Origin of the sequence: Nocardia sp. NRRL S-836 (assembly GCF_001279525.1) — a bacterium.
In the GTDB taxonomy this organism is placed as follows: domain Bacteria; phylum Actinomycetota; class Actinomycetes; order Mycobacteriales; family Pseudonocardiaceae; genus Lentzea.
In genome coordinates this window covers 1-18,364 of record NZ_LGDY01000145.1, presented here as the reverse complement: position 1 = coordinate 18,364, position 18,364 = coordinate 1, and the positions used below count along the sequence as shown (strand labels likewise).

The 18,364-nt window shown below is 71.2% G+C and carries 12 protein-coding genes; 7 read left to right on the top strand and 5 right to left on the bottom strand.

Annotation, left to right across the window (positions count from 1 at the left end):
* Positions 1-91 precede the first annotated feature (91 nt).
* On the bottom strand, positions 92-2,986 hold the full coding sequence (locus ADL03_RS39735; protein ID WP_197289065.1) for an AAA family ATPase: 2,895 nt from the start codon (positions 2,984-2,986) through the stop codon (positions 92-94).
* A gap of 135 nt (positions 2,987-3,121) precedes the next feature.
* On the opposite strand from ADL03_RS39735, the gene ADL03_RS39730 reads away from it, so the two are divergent.
* Together ADL03_RS39730 and ADL03_RS39725 are read left to right on the top strand one after the other, a co-directional pair.
* Positions 3,122-4,684, top strand: coding sequence for a S8 family peptidase (locus ADL03_RS39730; RefSeq protein WP_053738817.1), 1,563 nt, complete (start codon positions 3,122-3,124; stop codon positions 4,682-4,684).
* A gap of 21 nt (positions 4,685-4,705) precedes the next feature.
* On the top strand, positions 4,706-6,253 hold the full coding sequence (locus ADL03_RS39725; protein ID WP_053738816.1) for a S8 family serine peptidase: 1,548 nt from the start codon (positions 4,706-4,708) through the stop codon (positions 6,251-6,253).
* Positions 6,254-6,320: 67 nt separating this feature from the next.
* Here the strand turns inward: ADL03_RS39725 and ADL03_RS39720 are convergent, their stop codons facing one another.
* Positions 6,321-8,141, bottom strand: coding sequence for a trypsin-like serine protease (locus ADL03_RS39720; RefSeq protein WP_063798865.1), 1,821 nt, complete (start codon positions 8,139-8,141; stop codon positions 6,321-6,323).
* A gap of 202 nt (positions 8,142-8,343) precedes the next feature.
* On the opposite strand from ADL03_RS39720, the gene ADL03_RS39715 reads away from it, so the two are divergent.
* From ADL03_RS39715 to ADL03_RS39700, 4 genes are all read left to right on the top strand, one after another.
* Positions 8,344-8,706, top strand: coding sequence for a hypothetical protein (locus ADL03_RS39715; RefSeq protein WP_063798864.1), 363 nt, complete (start codon positions 8,344-8,346; stop codon positions 8,704-8,706).
* A gap of 110 nt (positions 8,707-8,816) precedes the next feature.
* Positions 8,817-11,051, top strand: coding sequence for a catalase (locus ADL03_RS39710; protein WP_231642813.1), 2,235 nt, complete (start codon positions 8,817-8,819; stop codon positions 11,049-11,051).
* Positions 11,052-11,058: 7 nt separating this feature from the next.
* Positions 11,059-11,454 (top strand): ankyrin repeat domain-containing protein, encoded by a 396-nt coding sequence (locus ADL03_RS39705; protein WP_053738813.1) that lies wholly within the window; start codon positions 11,059-11,061, stop codon positions 11,452-11,454.
* Between the two features lie 339 nt (positions 11,455-11,793).
* A complete protein-coding gene (locus ADL03_RS39700; protein ID WP_157529685.1) occupies positions 11,794-12,696 on the top strand; it encodes a hypothetical protein in 903 nt (300 codons plus the stop codon).
* A 111-nt stretch (positions 12,697-12,807) separates the two neighbouring features.
* Here ADL03_RS39700 and ADL03_RS39695 read toward each other — a convergent pair whose 3' ends face one another.
* Positions 12,808-16,119 (bottom strand): TIR domain-containing protein, encoded by a 3,312-nt coding sequence (locus ADL03_RS39695; RefSeq protein WP_197289064.1) that lies wholly within the window; start codon positions 16,117-16,119, stop codon positions 12,808-12,810.
* 39 nt (positions 16,120-16,158) lie between these two features.
* On the opposite strand from ADL03_RS39695, the gene ADL03_RS49035 reads away from it, so the two are divergent.
* Entirely contained in the window at positions 16,159-16,311 is a 153-nt protein-coding gene (locus ADL03_RS49035; protein WP_197289063.1) for a hypothetical protein, read from the top strand.
* A 118-nt stretch (positions 16,312-16,429) separates the two neighbouring features.
* On the opposite strand, the gene ADL03_RS39690 is transcribed toward ADL03_RS49035, so the two are convergent.
* Positions 16,430-17,785 carry a hypothetical protein gene (locus ADL03_RS39690; RefSeq protein ID WP_053738810.1) on the bottom strand — a complete coding sequence of 452 codons (1,356 nt, stop codon included), beginning with the start codon at positions 17,783-17,785 and terminating at the stop codon, positions 16,430-16,432.
* The coding region (locus ADL03_RS39685; protein ID WP_157529684.1) for an alpha-glucosidase C-terminal domain-containing protein at positions 17,782-18,364 on the bottom strand (583 nt) is incomplete at its 5' end. The genes ADL03_RS39690 and ADL03_RS39685, both read right to left, overlap by 4 nt.

The following is an 18,364-nucleotide window of genomic DNA, read 5'->3' as shown; positions in this document are numbered from 1 at the left end:
CCGACATCGTCCGCGGAGAAATCCGGAACCTGACCGGCAAGCGCGACAACAACGGCGAGCTGAGCTACCGCAACGGTGCCGGGCCACGAGGTCAGCCCAGGTCCTCCGCCTGCAGTTCGGCCCGTGACGACACCCCGAGCTTGCGCAGCACCCGTGCCGCGTGCTGCTCGACCGTCCGCGGCGACAGGAACAGCACGTCCGCGATCTTCCGGTTGGTGTGCCCGGCCGCGAGCAGCCGCGCCACCTCCTGCTCGCGCGGCGACAGCTCGTTGCCGTACCCGCGGCGGCCGCGCCGGGACGGTTTGCCGCCGCCGATGCTGCGCAGCCGGTGGCGGCACCGGGCGGCGTCGCGGGTGGCGCCGAGGGCGTCGAACGTGTCGACGAGGGCCGAGAGGATCTCGGTGGCCTTCTCGTGTTCGGTCGGGAGGAGGCAGGCGGCCTCGCGTTCGGCGACCAGTGCCGTGTGGTACGGCGCGGGCAGCGCCGAGTAGCGGTCGGCGGCCTCCCGGTAGAGCGACACCGCCACGTCCAACCGGCCGCGGGCCTCGGCCAGGCGGGCGCGGCACTGGGCGAGGGCGGCCACCGCCATCGGTGCGTCACGGCCCTCGATCCCGGCGGCGATCTCCTCGATCAGGTTCTCCGCGTCGGTCTCCCGGCCGGCCGCGAGGTAGGTGGCCACGGCGACCGGGCCCAGTTCGGTGGCCCACACCCAGACGCCCTTGGTGCGGACGATGGCCACGCCGCGGTCGACGTCCACGCAGGCGCGGGTGACCTCGTCCTGGGACAGCACCGTCCACGCCAGTGCGGCGCAGCCGGCGATCGCGACCGGGGCGATCGACTCCTCGGGGGTGAACGCGCCGGTCTCGGTCAGGTGGCTGGTGGCCTCCGCCCACTCGCCGCGGGCCGCCGCCAGCGAGCCGAGGACCAGTGACAGCTCGCTCGCCACCGGGGACAGGTCGCGGTACTCGTCGAGCAGGGTGCCGGCGCGCTCGGCGAGGCCGTCCCAGCGGCCGGTCAGCCAGTCGAGGCGCACGCGGGTGGCCTGGGCGGTGCTCACGACGAACGGGGCGCCGCACTCGGCGGCGAAGCGCAGGCCGTCGCGCAGCTGGTCGCCGCACAGGTCGAAGTGGCCGGTGCTGGTGAGCGCGTCGGCCAGGTTGCAGTGGGCGCGGGCGAGCTGACGCAGTTCACCGGGGGTCGACACGGGCGGGAAGTCCAGCGACGCGAGCACGGACGGGTCGCCGGCGTGCATCTTCGAACCCAGCTGGTTCGCGTACAGCGACAGGCTCAGCTCGCGGTCGTCGGTGGCCGCGCGGTAGCGGTCGACCCGGTCCAGCCACGGCGCGAACCCGTGCAGCGGTGTCATGCCGAGGGAGGGCATGCCCAGCACGGCGGCGCCACGAGCCGCCAGGTCGGGCCGTTCGGCGAGGTCTGCGACGGCGCGGTCGATCTCGGTGCGGGCCTCCTCGATGCCGCCGGCCTGGCGGATCAGCAGCAGGCCGCGGAACAGGCGCACCTCGCCGCGCGCGGAGACCGACAGGCGGCGGTCGGACAGCAGGCGTTCCAGCGCCTCGGTCGGGGCGTGCTGGTCGAGACCGCGGTGGGCCACCTCGCCGAGCTTGATCGCGAGCCGGTCCACGTCCGCGGCGGGCACGGCCGGGTCGACCAGCAGTCGCTGCAGCATCGCGGTGGCGGTCCCGGCGTCACCGCGCTCGGCGGCGCGGTCGGCGGCGGCCTCCCCGAACCGCAGCCACGCGGCCGTGTGACCGGCGCGTTCGCTGTGCTCGGCCAGCTGCACCAACGGCAGCGGCTCGACGCGGGACAGCGCCTCGACGGCGCGGTTGTGCAGCTGCTGGCGGTCGGGGCCGCTCAACGTGTCGTAGACGGCCTGCCGGGCCAGCGCGTGCCGGAACCCATAGCTGCGTGCGTCGGCCTCGTGCAGGACGTGGCCGGTCAGCGCGTGTGTCAACGCGGCGCGCACGCGGTTCTCGCCGATCGCGGCGACCGCTCCGAGCAGTTCGGCCGAGGCGGGCGTGCCGAGCACGGCGGCGGCCTGGACGAGCCGGGTCGCGGTGACCGGCAACGCCGCCAGCCGCTCGGCCATCGCGTCGCGCAGCAGCACCGGGACGTCCACGTGGTCGAGCAGCCGCCGGGCCGTGGCGCCGTCCGCGTGCACCGCGCCCGCCGGGTTGCGCAGCGCGCGCAGGGTCTCCTCGACCACGAACGGGATGCCCGCCGTGCGTTCGTGCAGCTTGGCCGCGAACTCCGCGGACACCGGCTCGCCGTCCAGGATCGCGGAGGCCAGCGCCCGCACCTCGGTTACGTCGAGCGGCTGGAGCTCCAGCACCGCGCTGGTGATCCCGCCGGGCGGCCGGTACGCCGTGCCGAGCGGAACGCCGCCCGGCACGTCCTCGCGCCGGTAGGTGACCACGATCGACAGGTTCGGCGGCGGGTCGCCCATCAGGAACCGCAGCAGCTGCCGCGACCCGTCGTCGGCCCAGTGCAGGTCCTCGACGACCAGCAGCACCGGTCCGAGCACGCTGACCAGCTCGCGCAGCGCGCGGAACAGCCGGTGCCGCTCGGCGCGCGGGTCACCGGTCGGCGGCGGTGGCGGCGGCAGGTGCTCGGCGATCTCCGGCAGCAGCGCGCCCAGCACGCCCGCCACCGGGCTCAGCGCGGGGCCGCGGGCCAGTCGCGCGGTGCAGTCGCGCAGCGCCTCCAGCACCGCCCCGTACGGGAACGGCTCGCCCACCGGCTGGCAGTGCCCGATCAGGACGGCGATCGGCCCGAGGTCGGAGTCCAGCAGCTCGCGGACCAGCCGCGACTTACCGACACCGGCCTCGCCCTCGATCATGACCACGGCGGGTTGCCTCGGCACGGCTGCGCGCAGCGTGCCGAGTTGGTCACCCCGCCCCACGAGCACCGGGGAACTGGTGCGCATCAGCGCGGCGGGGCCGGGCCGACGCTGGCTCGGTGTCCGACTCATCCGGACTGATCTTAGGCGAAAGACGGGTATCCCTACGTAGCGATATCCGGATTGTTCGCGGTGCGAACGCGCTCGATCGTGATCCGCAGTGGCCGCCCACTCCCTGCAGCGGCGGCCCAGAACGGAGAACTCGAGATGCGACTCGATCGCACAACCCGCACGCTGGTCGCGGCCGGACTCGGCATGGCGGTCGTGACCGCCGTGGCGAGCCCCGCGTCCGCTCAGCAAGCGGCGGTCCGCACCGCGGACCAGCCGGTGGCCGGCAGCTACATCGTGGTGTTCAAGGACGGTGCCAGTGACGCCCCGACCACCAACGCCAAGGCGCTCGACCTGGCCCGCAGGCACGGCGGCAAGGTCAGCAACACCTACGTCGCGTCCGTGCGCGGTTTCGCGGTGAAGCTCGACGAGGCGGCGGCCCGCCGGCTCGCGGCCGACCCGCAGGTCGCCTACGTGCAGCAGGACGGCTGGGCGCGGATGTCCGACACCCAGACCGACCCGACGTGGGGCCTGGACCGGATCGACCAGGCGAACCTGCCGCTCGACCAGCGCTTCACCTACCCGAACACCGCGTCGAACGTGACCGCCTACATCCTCGACACCGGGATCTACAAGGCGCACACCGAGTTCGAGGGTCGTGCCAAGGACGGTTACGACTTCATCGACAACGACCCGGACGCCTCGGACTGCCAGGGCCACGGCACGCACGTCGCGGGCACGGTCGGGTCGAAGACCTACGGCGTGGCCAAGAAGGTCAACCTGGTGGCGGTGCGCGTGCTCGACTGCAACGGCAGCGGGCAGTACTCGCAGATCATCAAGGGCATCGACTGGGTGGCCCAGAACGCGAAGAAGCCCGCCGTGGCGAACATGAGCCTCGGCGGCGGCGCGGACTCCACTGTGGACAGCGCGGTGAAGCGCGCGATCGCGGCGGGCGTGACGTTCGGCGTGGCGGCGGGCAACAACAACGGCGACGCCTGCCAGACCTCGCCCGCCCGCACGCCGGAGGCCATCACGGTGGCCGCCAGCGACTCGGCCGACCAGCGCTCGATCTACACCGGCGGCCAGGCGTCGAACTGGGGCTCGTGCGTGGACATCTTCGGGCCCGGCTCCAACATCACCTCCACCCGCAATGGTGGCGGCACCCAGTCGATGGGCGGCACCTCGATGGCCACCCCGCACGTCGTGGGTGCGGCGGCGCTCTACGTCTCGGCGAACCCTTCTGCCACCCCTGCCCAGGTCCGTGACGCGCTGGTGGGCAACGCGACCTCCGACAAGATCTCGGACACCAAGGGCTCGCCGAACAAGCTGCTGAACATCAGCTTCATCGGTGGCGGCGGCCCGGACCCCGAGCCGTGCGGCGCCGCGACCAACGGCGACGACGTGTCCATTCCGGACACCAACACCGCCGTGACGTCCGCCGTGACCGTGTCGAACTGCACCGGCAAGGCCTCGGCCACCACCAAGGTCAAGGTGGACATCAACCACACCTACACCGCCGACCTGGCCATCGACCTGGTCGGTCCGTCCGGCGCGCGGTTCGGCCTCAAGAAGGCGGGCGGCGCGAGCTCGTCGGCGGGCGTCCACGAGACCTACACCGTCGACGCGTCCGCGGAGAACCGCAACGGCACCTGGAAGCTGCAGGTGACCGACGTGTGGAGCTACGACACCGGCACCATCGACTCGTGGACCCTCACGTTCTGACGACGCCCGGAAGGAACCACCATGCACCGCACCGCTTTCGGGCTCGTCGTCCTGGCCTCGCTCACGGTCCTCACCACCCCGGCGCACGCCGCTGAGGCGGACTTCGTGCGAGCCGGGCACCCCGCGCCGGGCAACAGCTTCATCGTGTCGCTCAAGCCGTCCGCGGGACTTCAGGCGTCCGCCGAGGTCCAGGCGGCCTCCAGCACGCTCGTCCAGCGCTACGGCGGCAAGCTCGACTACGTGTTCTCCCACGCCATGCGGGGGTTCCAGGTCAAGGGCCTGAGCGAGCAGCAGGCCCGCAGGCTCGCCGCCGACCCCGCGGTCAAGGCCGTCCACCAGGACGGCACGGCTCGCGCGTCGGACGTGCAGACCGACCCCACCTGGGGCCTGGACCGGATCGACCAGGCGAACCTGCCGCTGGACAAGAGGTTCAACTACCCCAGCGGGGGCGCGTCGAACGTCACGGTCTACGTCACCGACACCGGCATCAAGACCTCGATCGCCGACTTCGAGGGGCGCGCGTCCGTGGGCGCCGACTTCATCGAGGACGGCCAGAACGGGCAGGACTGCTCCGGCCACGGCACCCACGTGGCGGGCACGGTCGGGTCGAAGACCTACGGCGTGGCGAAGAAGGCCAAGCTGGTCTCGGTGCGCATGCTCGGCACCAGCTGCAGCCTGAACGGCCCCGACTCGGCCGGCGTCAAGGCCATCGAGTGGGTCACCGCCAACGCGAAGAAGCCGGCGGTGGTCAACGCGTCGTGGACGTTCGACACCGCCGACATCGGCAACGACGCGATCGCCGGCATGATCGGCTCCGGCGTGCAGATGGCCGTGGCGTCGGGCAACAGCTCCACCGACGCCTGCGGCACCGGCCCCGCCAAGATCCCGGCGCTGATCACGGTGAACGCGACCTCGTCGAACGACGCGCGGGCCTCGTTCTCCAACTACGGCACCTGCACCGACATCTTCGCGCCGGGTGACAACATCACCTCGCTCGGGCTGAACGGCGGTGCCGCGAACATGTCCGGCACGTCCATGGCCACCCCGCACGTCACGGGCGTGGCGGCCCTGTACCTGTCGGCCAACCCGTCCGCGAGCCCACAGGCCCTGCGCGACGCACTGGTGAACGGCGCCACCAGCGGCAAGGTCACCAACCCCGGCACCGGCTCGCCGAACAAGCTGCTCTACAGCGGTTTCATCGGCGGACCCGACCCGTCGCCCTGCGGCCCGGCCACCAACGGCGACGACGTGGCCATCCCGGACACCAACACCGCCGTGACGTCCTCCGTGACGCTCTCGGGCTGCACGGGCAACTCGACGGCCTCGGCGACGGTCAAGGTCGACATCTTCCACACCTACACCGGTGACCTGGCCATCGACCTGGTCAGCCCATCCGGCCGGTCGTACACCCTGAAGAAGGCGGGCGGCGCGTCGTCGTCGGCCGGCGTCCACGAGACCTACCCCGTCGACCTCTCCTCCGAGGCGCGCAACGGGACGTGGAAGCTGCGGGTGACCGACGTGTGGAGCTACGACACCGGCACCATCGACTCCTGGACCCTCACGGTCTAGGGACACAGGGAGGAAGACGAAGTGCCCCGGAGCTCTCGAGCTCCGGGGCACTTCTGGTTGCACGCGGCTAGTGGGCGCCGCGCTGCGCGCCGATCGTCGTGACGGTCAGCGTGAACGTGGTCCTGCCGGTCTTCCCGTCGGCCGAGGTGGCCGTGATGGTGATCGGGTAGGTGCCGGCCGGGGTGGAGAAGCTGGTGAAGAACCAGACGTTGCTGGTGCCGTTCTGGCCGATCGTGGCCGGGTTGAACGTCACCTGGGTGCCGGCGGGCGCACCCGACGCGGACAGCGTCAGGTTGCCGGTGCCGCCGGTGGCCTTCACCGAGGTCTGCACCAGCTGACCCTGCCAGCCGCTACCGGAGGACGGGGTCGCCGTCACGGTCACGTCGCCGGTCGGCGGTTCGGTGCCCTCGACGGTGAGCGACACCGTGGTGGTGGCCGTCTTGCCGCCCGCGTCGGTGCCGGTGACCGTGATCGTCGAGGTGCCGGCGACCGCGGTGGTGGAGACGTCGAAGGTCAGCTTCGCCGACCCGCCCGCGCCGACCGACGCCGGCTGGAAGGTGGCCTTCACGCCGCTGGGCACGCCGGACGCGGACAGCGTGATCGTCTGGCCGCCGCCGGTCGTGTTGACCGTGGTGGAGACGTACTTGCCCTTGGCCGCCTTCACGCTGCTCGGGGTCGCCGAGAGCGTGAAGTCGCCGGGCTGCGGGTCACCGGTGACGGTCAGCGCGTACTTCGCGGACGCCGTCTTGCCGCTGGAGGTGGTCGCGGTGATGGTGACGTCGTAGGTGCCGCCCGGCGCCGTGCCGCTCGCGTCGAACGTGACCTTCGCCGAGCCGCCGGTCGTGATCGAGGACGGCTGGAACACCGCCTTCACCCCGCTGGGCAGGCCCGCGGCGGACAGGGTGGCGTTCTCCGCACCGGTGCCCGCGGTGGTGGTGACGGTGGCGGAGGCGTACTTGCCCGGTGCCACCGAACCGCTGCCGGGGTTGACCGCCACGGTGAGGTCACCGGTCGGCGGCTGGTTGCCGACCTCCGTGCGCACCCAGTCGCCCATGTCGTTGTCGAGGCGACCGTAGATCGAGTACCACTTGAAGTCCGAGCGGCTCCACGACGCGACGCCGTAGACCTTGCCGTCGAGGACCAGCGGACCGCCGCTGTCACCGGGCAGGATCGTGACCCGGCCGTCGGCGTACCCGGCGCAGATCATGGTCGCCGACTTGAAGCCCGCGCCGACGCCCTGGCACACCCGGTCGCCGTCGACGACCGGCAGGCTCGCCTTGTCCAGCGTGACGTCCTGCGAGGTGTCGTTGAAGTCCTTCTTGCCGTAACCGAAGCCCAGCGCGGTCTTGCCCGGCGCCGCACCCCCGGCGTCCGCGGACGTCGCGAACTTCGGGTACGCCGCACCGCCCTTGAGCGCGATGTCGCGGTCGACCGTCACGACCGCCACGTCGTAGCCCTGGTCGAAGTTGACGTACTTCGGGTGCTTCTTGTAGCTCACCACGTTCACGGCGAACCCGGACCCGGCGCCACCCTGGTAGTCCTTGAGGTCGTCGAGGCCGTAGACGAACTTCTTCTCCCCCGCCGCGTCCGCGCAGTGCGCCGCGATCAGGATCTTGCGCGGTGCCACGACCGTGCCGGTGCAGGTCTGGCCCTCCGGCCGGCTGCCACCCGCGCGGATGCCCGCGACGACGCCGGGGAACTCGCTCACGGTGGCGTTCTGGCCGCCGGCGAACGTGGGCGAGACGTCACCGAGGTTCGCAGGGACGGTGTCGCCGAGGTAGGTGGCCGCTGGGGCGTTCTGCGGAGCCGCGTTCGCGACGCTGACGGGTGCCAGCACCGCGGCGGCGACCAGGGCCAGCAGGCCCCAGGACCGTGGTGTTCTGTTCACGTTGGTTCCCTTCCGGATCTGGCGAACGCTCGCCTTGAGGCAGGGATGGCGGCAGTTCGCTGCGGATCACTGTCGGGCGCGGCCCGATGGGGAACAATCAGGGACGGTATCCGTAGGGGTACGGCACTTTATTGGCCGGTCGCGCTGAGAACCGCGGCACGTTCGCACCCCGCCGGGCCGGTCGGCGGGTAGAACTCCTGGCATGACACCCAAGATCACCGTCTGCCGCGGGTGCTGCTGCGGTACCGCGCGCAAGCACCCCGACGTCGACCACGACCACCAGCTCGCGGTGCTGCGCTCCCGCCTGGGCCGGGCGGTCAGGGTCGCCGACTGCCTGGACGCGTGCGAGGTGTCCAACGTGGTCGTCGTGGTGCCCGGCCCGGCGGCGCGGGCCGCCGGTGCGCGGCCGGTGTGGGTGGGGTCGGTGCTGGCGGACGAGGCGGTCGACGGCGTGGTCGAGTGGGTCGAGGCCGGCGGGCCGGGGTCGGCCGCCGCGCCGCCGGAGGTCGCCGCTCGGATCGTGCCCGCTCCCGCCGTGCGGGACAAGCGGCGGTCCCGGCGGTGACGGTCACCCGGAAGGTCGGCGACGCATAGATTTCCGGTACGCGGGTACTGCCTGGCTGACGATCTCGCTCCGAGGAGGAAGCAGTGGCTACCCACAAGCCGGGCAAAGTCGTGAAGGCGGCACTGGAGAAGGCGGTGGACAAGGTCACCGAACTGGTGAACCCGCCGATCCCCGGCGCCCCGAACAGCGAGCCGCCGTCCCTCGAGGAGCCCACAGAGCCGCGGGGGCCGTTGCCGCCCAAGCCGGACCAGACCGGGCCGGAGACGGTGACGCCGACGGGCGCCCCGACCGGTGCCCCGCAGTCGGCCAAGGCGCAGCAGGGTGAGTTCCTCACCACGTCGGCCGGCGCGCGGCTGTACGACACCGACCACTCGTTGAAGGCCGGTGAGCGCGGCCCCACGCTGCTGCAGGACCACCACCTGCGCGAGAAGGTCATGCACTTCGACCACGAGCGCATCCCGGAGCGCGTGGTCCACGCACGCGGCTATGGCGCGCACGGTGTGTTCGTCGGCTACGGCACCGCCGCGAACATCTGCAAGGCCGCCTTCCTGGGCGACGGTGTCGAGACGCCGGTGTTCGTGCGGTTCTCGACCGTGCTGGGCTCGCGCGGCTCGGCCGACACCGTCCGCGACACCCGCGGGTTCGCGACGAAGTTCTACACCCAGGAGGGCAACTTCGACCTGGTCGGCAACAACATCCCGGTCTTCTTCATCCAGGACGGCATCAAGTTCCCGGACATCATCCACGCCGGCAAGCCGCACCCGGACCGGGAGATCCCGCAGGCGCAGAGCGCGCACGACACGTTCTGGGACTTCGTGTCCACCCACACCGAAGCCACCCACCACGTCATGTGGAACATGTCCGACCGCGGCATCCCGCGCTCCTACCGGACGATGGAGGGCTTCGGCGTCCACACCTTCCGGCTGGTCAACGCAGAGGGTGAGACGGCACTCGCGAAGTTCCACTGGAAGCCGAAGCTGGGCGTGCACTCCCTGGTGTGGGAGGAGGCGCAGCTGATCAACGGCTTCGACCCCGACTTCCACCGCCGCGACCTCGCCGACGCCATCGAGTCCGGCGCGTTCCCGCAGTGGGAGCTCGGTGTGCAGGTCTTCCCGGACACGCCGCGGCAGACGTTCGAGGGCATCGACCTGCTCGACCCGACGAAGATCGTCCCGGAGGAGCTCGCTCCGGTGCAGCCGATCGGCCTGCTGACGCTCAACCGCAACACCACGAACTTCTTCGCGGAGACCGAGCAGGTCGCGTTCCACCTGGGCAACCTGGTGCCGGGCATCGACGTCACCGACGACCCGCTGTTCCAGGCCCGGCTGTTCTCCTACCTGGACACCCAGCTGACCAGGCTCGCGGGACCGAACTTCAACCAGATCCCGATCAACCGCCCGCACGTGCCGGTCAACGACATGTTCCGCGACGGGTTCCACCAGCAGGCCGTGCACGCCGGTGTCGCCCCCTACCGGCCGAACACGCTCGACGGCGGCAACCCGTTCACCGCGGGCGTGGAGGACCGGCCGTTCGTCGAGGTGGCGCAGCCTCTGCCGAAGGCGGTGAAGGTCCGCCAGGCACCCGCGTCGTTCGCCGACCACTACACGCAGCCGAGGCTGTTCTGGCTGAGCCTCTCGCCGGTCGAGAAGGAACACGTCGTGCGCGCGTTCACGTTCGAGCTCGGCAAGTGCTACGAGCAGGCGATCAAGGAACGCCAGCTGCGGGTGCTCGCCAACATCGACCCGGTGCTGTGCGCGGAGGTCGCGCGCGGTCTCGGGCTGCCCGCGCCCGCCGCCACCGTGCGGCCGAGGAAGGTCGCGCCGAGCCCGGCGCTGTCGCAGGTCGGGCAGACCTGGCCGACCGACGGCCGCCTCATCGGCATCGTCGTCGACCCGGCCGACCTCGACGGCGTGCGCACGGTGCGTGAAGCGGTCCTGGCCGCCGGCATGGTGCCGCTGCTGATCGCCCCGACCGGTGGTCCGCTCGGTGACTCCGGCCTCGTCGCCCAGCGCACGTTCCTCACCGCGCGGTCGATCGAGTTCGACGCCCTGCTGCTCGCGGCCGCGCCGCCGCCCGGTCCGGACGCCGTGCCCGCGAGGGACGCGAAGGCCGGTGCACCGGGCACGACCGTCGACCCGCGGGTCCTGCTCATGGTCGAGGAGTGCTACCGCCACGCCAAGGCCATCGGCGCGTGGGGAACCGGGACCGCCGCGCTGGAGGCCACCGGTTGCGCCGGAGCGCCGGGTGTCGTGGCCGGGGACGACCCGACCGAGGTGCTCGGGACGGTGACGCAGCTGCTCGCGGCGCACCGCGTGTGGGAACGCTTCCCCGCGACGATCTCCTGAGCCGGCCATGACCCACCAGCTCACGGAGGACGAGCTCACCCTCCTGCAGTCGATGTTCGACCTGGCCCGCACCGGCGACACGCGCGGCCTGGCCGAGGCGGTCGACGCCGGCATCCCGGTGAACCTCACCAACGGCTCGGGCGACTCGCTGCTGATCCTGGCGGCGTACCACGACCACCCGGACACCGTCGCCGCCCTGCTGGAGCGGGGCGCCGACACCGGGCGGGTCAACGACAGGGGCCAGACGGCGCTCGGGGCGGCGGTCTTCCGCCGTTCCGAGCGCTCGGTGACCCTGCTGCTCGGCGCGGGAGCCGACCCGGCGCTCGGGCCGAGGTCCGCGCTCGACGTGGCGCGGTTCTTCGACCTGCCGGAGATGCTGGCGCTGCTGACCGCGAGGTCCTGACGCTGCTCGGCCGGCGGTGCCCGTCACGGGTGACGAGCACCGCCGGCCGACTCCTCGGTGACCGGCGGCCGTGCGATGTCGGCTTGAACCAGCTTGGGAACGCGCGGGTGACGCCGTGGCGTTCGTCACCGAGCGGCAGCGTGAGACACCCGAACAGGTGGACATCTGGCCGGATTTGCCGCGCTCCACAGCGAAAAACGTGCTGAAAGCCGACAGTCGCGAGCGTTCAGCGGGCAGCGCGCGGTTCCCCCTCCGGGTACCGGTGTGCGGGAACGCGTTTGGCGGACCGCGGGGCGGGTAAGTGATCACGGATCGCGATCACTCCCGTCGGAGGCGCTGATGTTGTTGCCCACCGCCCGAGGACCGTTGAGCGCCGGTGTCATCGCCGCACTGCTCGACGTCGAGACGGCACCCCCTGCCCTCGCGGCGGTCGACGAGCCGGCGCGGCTCGTCGCCGACCCGGACTTCCAGCTCGCGTTGTGGATCGCCCTGCACGACGGCGAGTTCGACGGCGTCGGCACCGAACGCGCCGAACAGCCGGAGGTCGTGCGATGGCGCACGGCGCTGAGCGAGCGGTGGCTCGCCGCGCTGCGCGAGATGACCGCGCCGATGGTGAGGGACGCCGGCGGCGACACGGCCTCCCCCGCCCGCATCGGCGACCACCTCATCAGCCTGATGCGCAGCAGCCACACGGCGCTGTACTCGTTCATCGAGACCAAGGCGACCTCGACCCAGCTGCGCGAACTCGTCACGGCGAAGTCGCTGCGCGAACCGCAGACCGACACCGCGGCCGTGATCGACCGCCTGCCCGCCGTGGCGATCGCCGCCCACAACACCCTGCGCGTCCTGAGCCGGAACACCGCCTCCGCCATCGGCCACCGGACCGCGTCGGCCGGCATCGCGCTGCTGTCCGACCGGCGCCTCACCGCGGGCCTGCAGCGGATCGGCGGCCGCCCGACCCCGCTCGTCGCGGAACAACCGGACGAGCGGTGGACCAGGACGCTGAACGAGAGCCGCGAGCACCTGTCCGCCCACCCCGGCCGGACCCAGGACCTCCTGCACGCCGCTGCCGCCGCCCTCGCCCTGGAGGCGCACCTGTGCCGGCACCTGCTGCGCAGCTGGACGCAGGCCACCCCGGTGCTCGAACCGGTGCGGACGATGGCGGTGTCGGTGATCGGCGCCGACGCGACGCGGGGCACCCAGCTGCGCTCCGACGCGCAGAACCTGCTCAAGTCCGGCTGATCCACCGCGGGCTCGTCGCACGCGGCGCGGTGGCCGGTCCGGCAGCCTTCACACACCGAGCGGTCCACCAAGGTGATCGGGCCGCGACCGCCGCACCGCGCGGCGGCGGAGCTACAGGCCGCGGTCGCTTGCGAGCACGCGGTGCAGCGCATCCACCAGGCCGCCGCGCACCTTGCCCGTCGCCACCGGCAGGTCCAGGGCCGACACGATTCGCGAACACACCTGCGTGTCGGCATGCAGGCCGCCGATTCCTTCGGTCGCAGCGATTCGCAGTTCCTCGGACTCGTGCTCGATGAACTTGAGGCAAAGATCCCACGCTGCGGAAAAGCTGGTCCCCAGCGATCCGAGCGCACGCATACCGGACGCCACCGCGTCGACAGCGGCCTCGTCCGAAGGCTCCACGTCGAACATCGCGCTGAGCACGTCCACCAGTCGTTCTGCTGCTCGACGACGCCACTCGGGTGCCATCTCCGCACAGGCGACCAAGGTCTCGATCGCTCCGGTTCGCCGCTCCAGAGCGGGGTCTGTGACGGCTATCGACTCCAAGCGCGCGATGTCGGCGAGGTCAAGACCCGACAACCGAGCCAGCGCTGCCAGTACCCAGGGGAGTGTCGGTCGTGCGTTGTCCTCGGCCAGCTTCTGCAAGCGCCGCACCACGTCGACCGACCGCGTGGCGAACTTGCTCAGGTAGATCTGGGCCCAGCCGCAGAGGATTCGCGCGTCGTCTGCCAGGACCCCGAGCATGACCTCGACGACTTCGGCTTCACCGCCGCCGAACCGGAAGAGCGCGTAGGCGGGCCAGCTCCGGTCCCCGGCACTGATTCGCCGGTCGGCGAGCATGCGAACCAGACCTTCTCGCACCTCCGCTGAGTTCTCGCCAAGCCAGCCGAGTCCGGTCGCGGCGACTCCGCGCAGGCAGGCGGAGGTGGCCTCGTCGCCAAGCCATCCGAGGAAGATCCGGAGAGTTCTGCCGCGCAGCGGTTCCTCACGCGAGAACAAACCGACCAGCTCGCCCGCGGTGTAGGGAAGCCGGAGATCATGCCCGCTCGCTGCTGGCAATGCCGCACGCGCGAGGATGAAGCCGACGATCCGGTCGACGACCTCAGGCGTGCAGCCGAGGTCGACGTGGAGGTCCCTGGTGGCCAGTGCGGCCAGGTCAGCGGTCTCCTCCGGGGCAGTGATCATCACTTCGACCAGTGCCTCTCCTGCGGACTCGACGCTTCCCACAAGAGCCTGTGCGCAGTAGCGATCCACTGGCGACGAGCGAGCCGCCACATCGCTCAGCAGCCGACGAGCGATGTGGTTCAAGGGTGTGTCCCGCCACGCTCGAAGCACCCTGCTGGCCGCGCGGTTGGTGAAGTAACCGACCTCGACCCGATTTGCGGCCACGATGTCGAGCACTCCCCCGACCACCCGTGTCGCGAGGTTGTCGTCGATGCCGCTCACGAGTGCCGGACTCTCCCCCAACGCTTCGCCCACGAGCAGCAGATCGCGGTGCAGCCACTGTTCATGCGGGCTGGCCGCGTCCAGAACGTGCTCGATGATCCGGCGCGCTCGCTCGCCGCGCTGCATGCTTATCAGCAGCAGGTTGGCGTTCTGCCACTTCGGCGCGTGAATCCCGTTCTCGGCGAAGTGCCGCACGATCGGATCCACGCCGGACCGCGGCCGCGCGCTGATCGCACACGCAGCGAGGTGTTCCTGTAGCGCACGATGGCAGAACGCGAACCGCTCAGGACCCGACTCGACGAGCAGGCCCGCCCTCGCCACCGCATACCTCAGCAGTTCGCGTGCCTGCCAGCGTGCCCGATGAGGATCGACGAACTCTTCCAGGGCGTCGGTCAGTTCGCTCTCGAGTGTTGACGCCTCGATCGCCGACGTGTCGCCACGCTGGACAAGGCCAGCGTGCACCCGGTGGGCAACCGTCTCGAGAGCACGTCTGATCTCGCAACGTTCCAGATGACGCGGACGTTCGGCGATCTCAACACCGCGCTGAGCGTCCCAGTCCGCGAGCATCATCTCGACCGCGGTGTCGTAGAGCGCGTGCTTCTCCCGCGGAAGCCGATCGGCTGTTCCACGCTCCACGACGATGCGACCCACGATGGACAGCAGCAGCGGAACACTCGTGAGGGCCGAAAGGCGCGGATCCTTCAGCACACGGGTGACCGCCTGCTCCGCATCGGCACCACGCGCCTGCAGCAGTCCGGTCAGCACCTGCCGGGCTTGTGCATCCGAAAACGGTGCCAGTTCGAAGTGCTCGAACTCCCTGCCAAGCAGTCGGTGGTCGTACCCGACGATGCGTGAGCTCACCACCACCGTCGCTGAGCTGTACCGGTCCGCGAAGAGATCGATCTTGGCGAGCAGTTCGTTGCGGCTGCTGACGTCGGGCGCCTCGTCGATCCCGTCGATCAGGAACAGCGCTCGCCCGGAGGCGAACAGCCGGTGGAAGAAGTCCCGGTCGAGGGTGAGGTCGAGCCGGCGAGCGGCGTCCCTGACCAGTTCCGCGGTCAGGCTGTCCCCGGTACGCAGCGCGAGGTCGCGGACCCGCAGGAGCACCGGGATTCTCGCGGTCGTGTCCGAGAGACTCGCTGATGCGTGCAACCGGGTCATCATGCTCAGCAGGGTCGTCTTGCCCGATCCTGGACCGCCGACGATCACAACCCGTTGCGTCGCCGCTCTTGCCAGCATCCCCTCGGCGCTGTAGCGCGCGCGATCGATGACAGCGCGCTTCAGCTGTTCGGCAGCGGTCATCGTGAGGCGGTTCGTCGCGGGTGGCTCGACCTGGAACGGCAGCAGATCCGGCATGACGAACTCGGCCGGTGCCCCGGCGGGTTTCCGTTCGGATCCGGCCCGCAGACCGTCGATCAGCAACATGGACTCGACCCGGCGCAACTGGGCTCGCGTGTACTGCGCGAGGGTTGGTCCGGTCGGCCGCTCAGCGGAGTGCCGTCTCCACCCGGTGTGGCGCTCGATGTCCTCGACCAAGGCCGCAAGCTGCCAACTCCACGTCTCGTGGGCGAGATGACGCGCCTGCCGCTCCACCAAGCCGGCGAGGGAGGCTGGTAACGCCTCCAGCGGCGGCATCGCACTGCCTTCGAGAAGCACAGGTATCAACAAGGTTGCCGACCCCCGCAGAGCCGCCTCGATCTCCTGCCGCACCCAATCGGAGTCAGCGTCGATCCGCCGCCGGTTCCACTCGTCGGCGGCCATCAACCAGGTGGGGCCGATCAGCGCCAGCACCACCGGTGCGTCAGCGAGCTCCTGCCTCAGTCGCGCCGGCCACTCAGCACCACCCGGCAGCGACGTGTCCAGGAAGACCGCGGCCGGACCGAACACGTCGGCCAGGTCGTGTGCCAGCGCCCGAGCCTCACCCGCCGTTCCCTCACGCCGGTACGAGATGAAGATCTTGCCGGGTGTCGGTTCCACCGGCCGACCGTGATCCAACGCCCACCGCCCCTCGAACACATGCTCGGCACCCGGACAATCGCCTCGAACGCCGATAACGTTGCACGTCTCAAGATCGCTCTCAACAACTACCCGCACGGCAACACGATCGAGTGCGCGCTCTCCTCCACCACCTCTTCCACATCACGCGCCGTGGTGTCACAACAGGCGTGACCCCGGCGACGGATTCGGCAGATTCATCGACACCGGTGGTCCAGGCCCAGCGGCCTGCCCCTGGACGGCGGCCACGGGCGCTGGGACCCGTTCACCGCCGTCCACCGGTCCAGGTGCGTCAGACCAGCCAGGCCGGCTCGCCGGTCACCGCCTCCGCGATCGCGGACAGCGGGATGACCGTCCACTCCGGACGGAAGCGCTGCTCGTGGCGCACCTCCAGCACCGCGCGGTCCAGCTCGACCGCGGTCAGCAGCGCACCGCCGGGCGTGCGGTCCGGCGACACCTCGGCGTAGCCGTCGCAGAAGGCCCTGCGGTTGCGCTCCAGCCACCGCGCGGCCCTGGGCAGCAGCGTGGCGACGTCGTCCGCGCCGACCAGCAGCTGCGCCGCGGCGTAGTGCAGGGACCGCAGCGCGGTGGCCACGTCGTGCTCCGCGGGGCGCGGCCGGGCCCGGTCCGCCGGGCTGCCGTGCGGTTCACCCTCGAAGTCGACGAGCACCCACGTCTGCGGCGAACGCAGCACCTGGCCCAGGTGCAGGTCGCCGTGCACCCGTTGCAGGCGGACCGGCTCCGTGGCCGCGAGCACCGCGTCGTACCGGGCGCGCAGGCCGGTCTCGAACGGCGCCAGGCCGGGGACCTCGGTGAGCGCGGCGTCCAGCCGGCGGTGCAGGGCAGCGACGAACTCGGCCTCGTCGTCCGGTCCGGCGGTCTGCTCGCCGAGCGTCTCGCGCAGGTCACCGTGCACCCGCGCGACGGCCCTGCCCAGGCGGCGCACCTCCGCGGCGAAGTCACCGCCGGCGGCCTGCGGGTCCACGCCGGGGCCGGCGAGGAAGTCCCGCACACTGGCGGTGGCCATCGGCCAGCCCAGCGCACCCAGCGGCACGAACTCGTGGACCACCGCGAATGTCGTGCGCACACCGTCCAGTTCGGACTCCAGCGCGCCCTGGGGCGGTGCGATGTGCGGGTCGTCGATCGAGTGCAGGGCGTTGTGCAGCACGAGCTCCGGGTTGTCGCCGGGCGTCAGCTCGCGGAAGAACTTCAGCACGTGCCGCTGGCCGTAGACGATGGAGAAGTTGCGCTGCGGGCCGGGGAACGGCCGCCCCACCGGCGCGTCGGTGTACCTCGGCGGCAGCGCGCCGCGGAACACCAGGCCCGCCACCTCCGCAGACTCCTCGAAGTTCTGCAGCAGCACGGCGGTCAGCTCGGGGTCGTACACCGCCTCGTACACCTCGCGGTCGCCCGCGGTGCCGATCCGGGCGTGCACCAGCCGCTCCGGCAGCTCGTCGCGCACGCCCAGCAGCAGCTGGTACCGGCGCCCGCCCGCCGCCAGCACGACGTGCGCCAGCACGGGGTCGCCGTCCTTCAGCACGGTCACCCGTTCGCACTCCACCGGCCCGCGGCCGCGGAACCAGGGCTGGGCCAGCAGCCAGCGGTCCAGCTGCTCCGGCACGACCTCGACGGCCTCGCTCGTCGTCACCTCTTGTCGCCACCTTCCACGTCGGAGCTCAGCTGGAACCAGTAGAAACCGTGGCCGGGCAGGGTGAGCTGGTACGGCAGCTCACCCACCGCCGGGAACCGCACCCCGCCGGTGAGCTCGACCGGCACGGCGCCCGTGTGCTCGGCCAGGTCGAGCTCGACGGGCTGGGGGAAGCGGGAGAGGTTGTTGACGCAGAGCACCACGTCGGTGCCGAGCGTGCGGCGGTAGGCGAGCACGGTGGGGTTCGACGCACCGAGCTCGGTGAAGTCGCCGTGGCCGAACGCCGGGTGCCGCTTGCGCATCGCGATGAGGTGCCGGGTCCAGTTGAGCAGCGACGAGGAGTTGTTGAGCTGTGCCTCGACGTTGAGTCCCTGGTAGCCGTAGACCGGGTCCATGATCACCGGCAGGTAGATCCGGCCGGGGTCGCACGAGGAGAAGCCCGCGTTGCGGTCGGGGGTCCACTGCATCGGTGTGCGCACCGCGTCGCGGTCCTGCAGCCAGATGTTGTCGCCCATGCCGATCTCGTCGCCGTAGTACAGCACCGGCGAGCCGGGCAGCGACAGCAGCAGCGCGGTGAAC

What these genes read in the sequence shown, in the direction of transcription:
- ADL03_RS39725 (WP_053738816.1), top strand. Translation starts at nt 4,706, where the DNA reads ATGCACCGCACCGCTTTCGGGCTCGTCGTCCTGGCCTCGCTCACGGTC.
- ADL03_RS39715 (WP_063798864.1), top strand. Translation starts at nt 8,344, where the DNA reads ATGACACCCAAGATCACCGTCTGCCGCGGGTGCTGCTGCGGTACCGCG.
- ADL03_RS39700 (WP_157529685.1), top strand. Translation starts at nt 11,794, where the DNA reads ATGTTGTTGCCCACCGCCCGAGGACCGTTGAGCGCCGGTGTCATCGCC.
- ADL03_RS39730 (WP_053738817.1), top strand. Translation starts at nt 3,122, where the DNA reads ATGCGACTCGATCGCACAACCCGCACGCTGGTCGCGGCCGGACTCGGC.
- ADL03_RS49035 (WP_197289063.1), top strand. Translation starts at nt 16,159, where the DNA reads ATGCTCGGCACCCGGACAATCGCCTCGAACGCCGATAACGTTGCACGT.
- ADL03_RS39735 (WP_197289065.1), bottom strand. Translation starts at nt 2,986, where the DNA reads ATGAGTCGGACACCGAGCCAGCGTCGGCCCGGCCCCGCCGCGCTGATG.
- ADL03_RS39705 (WP_053738813.1), top strand. Translation starts at nt 11,059, where the DNA reads ATGACCCACCAGCTCACGGAGGACGAGCTCACCCTCCTGCAGTCGATG.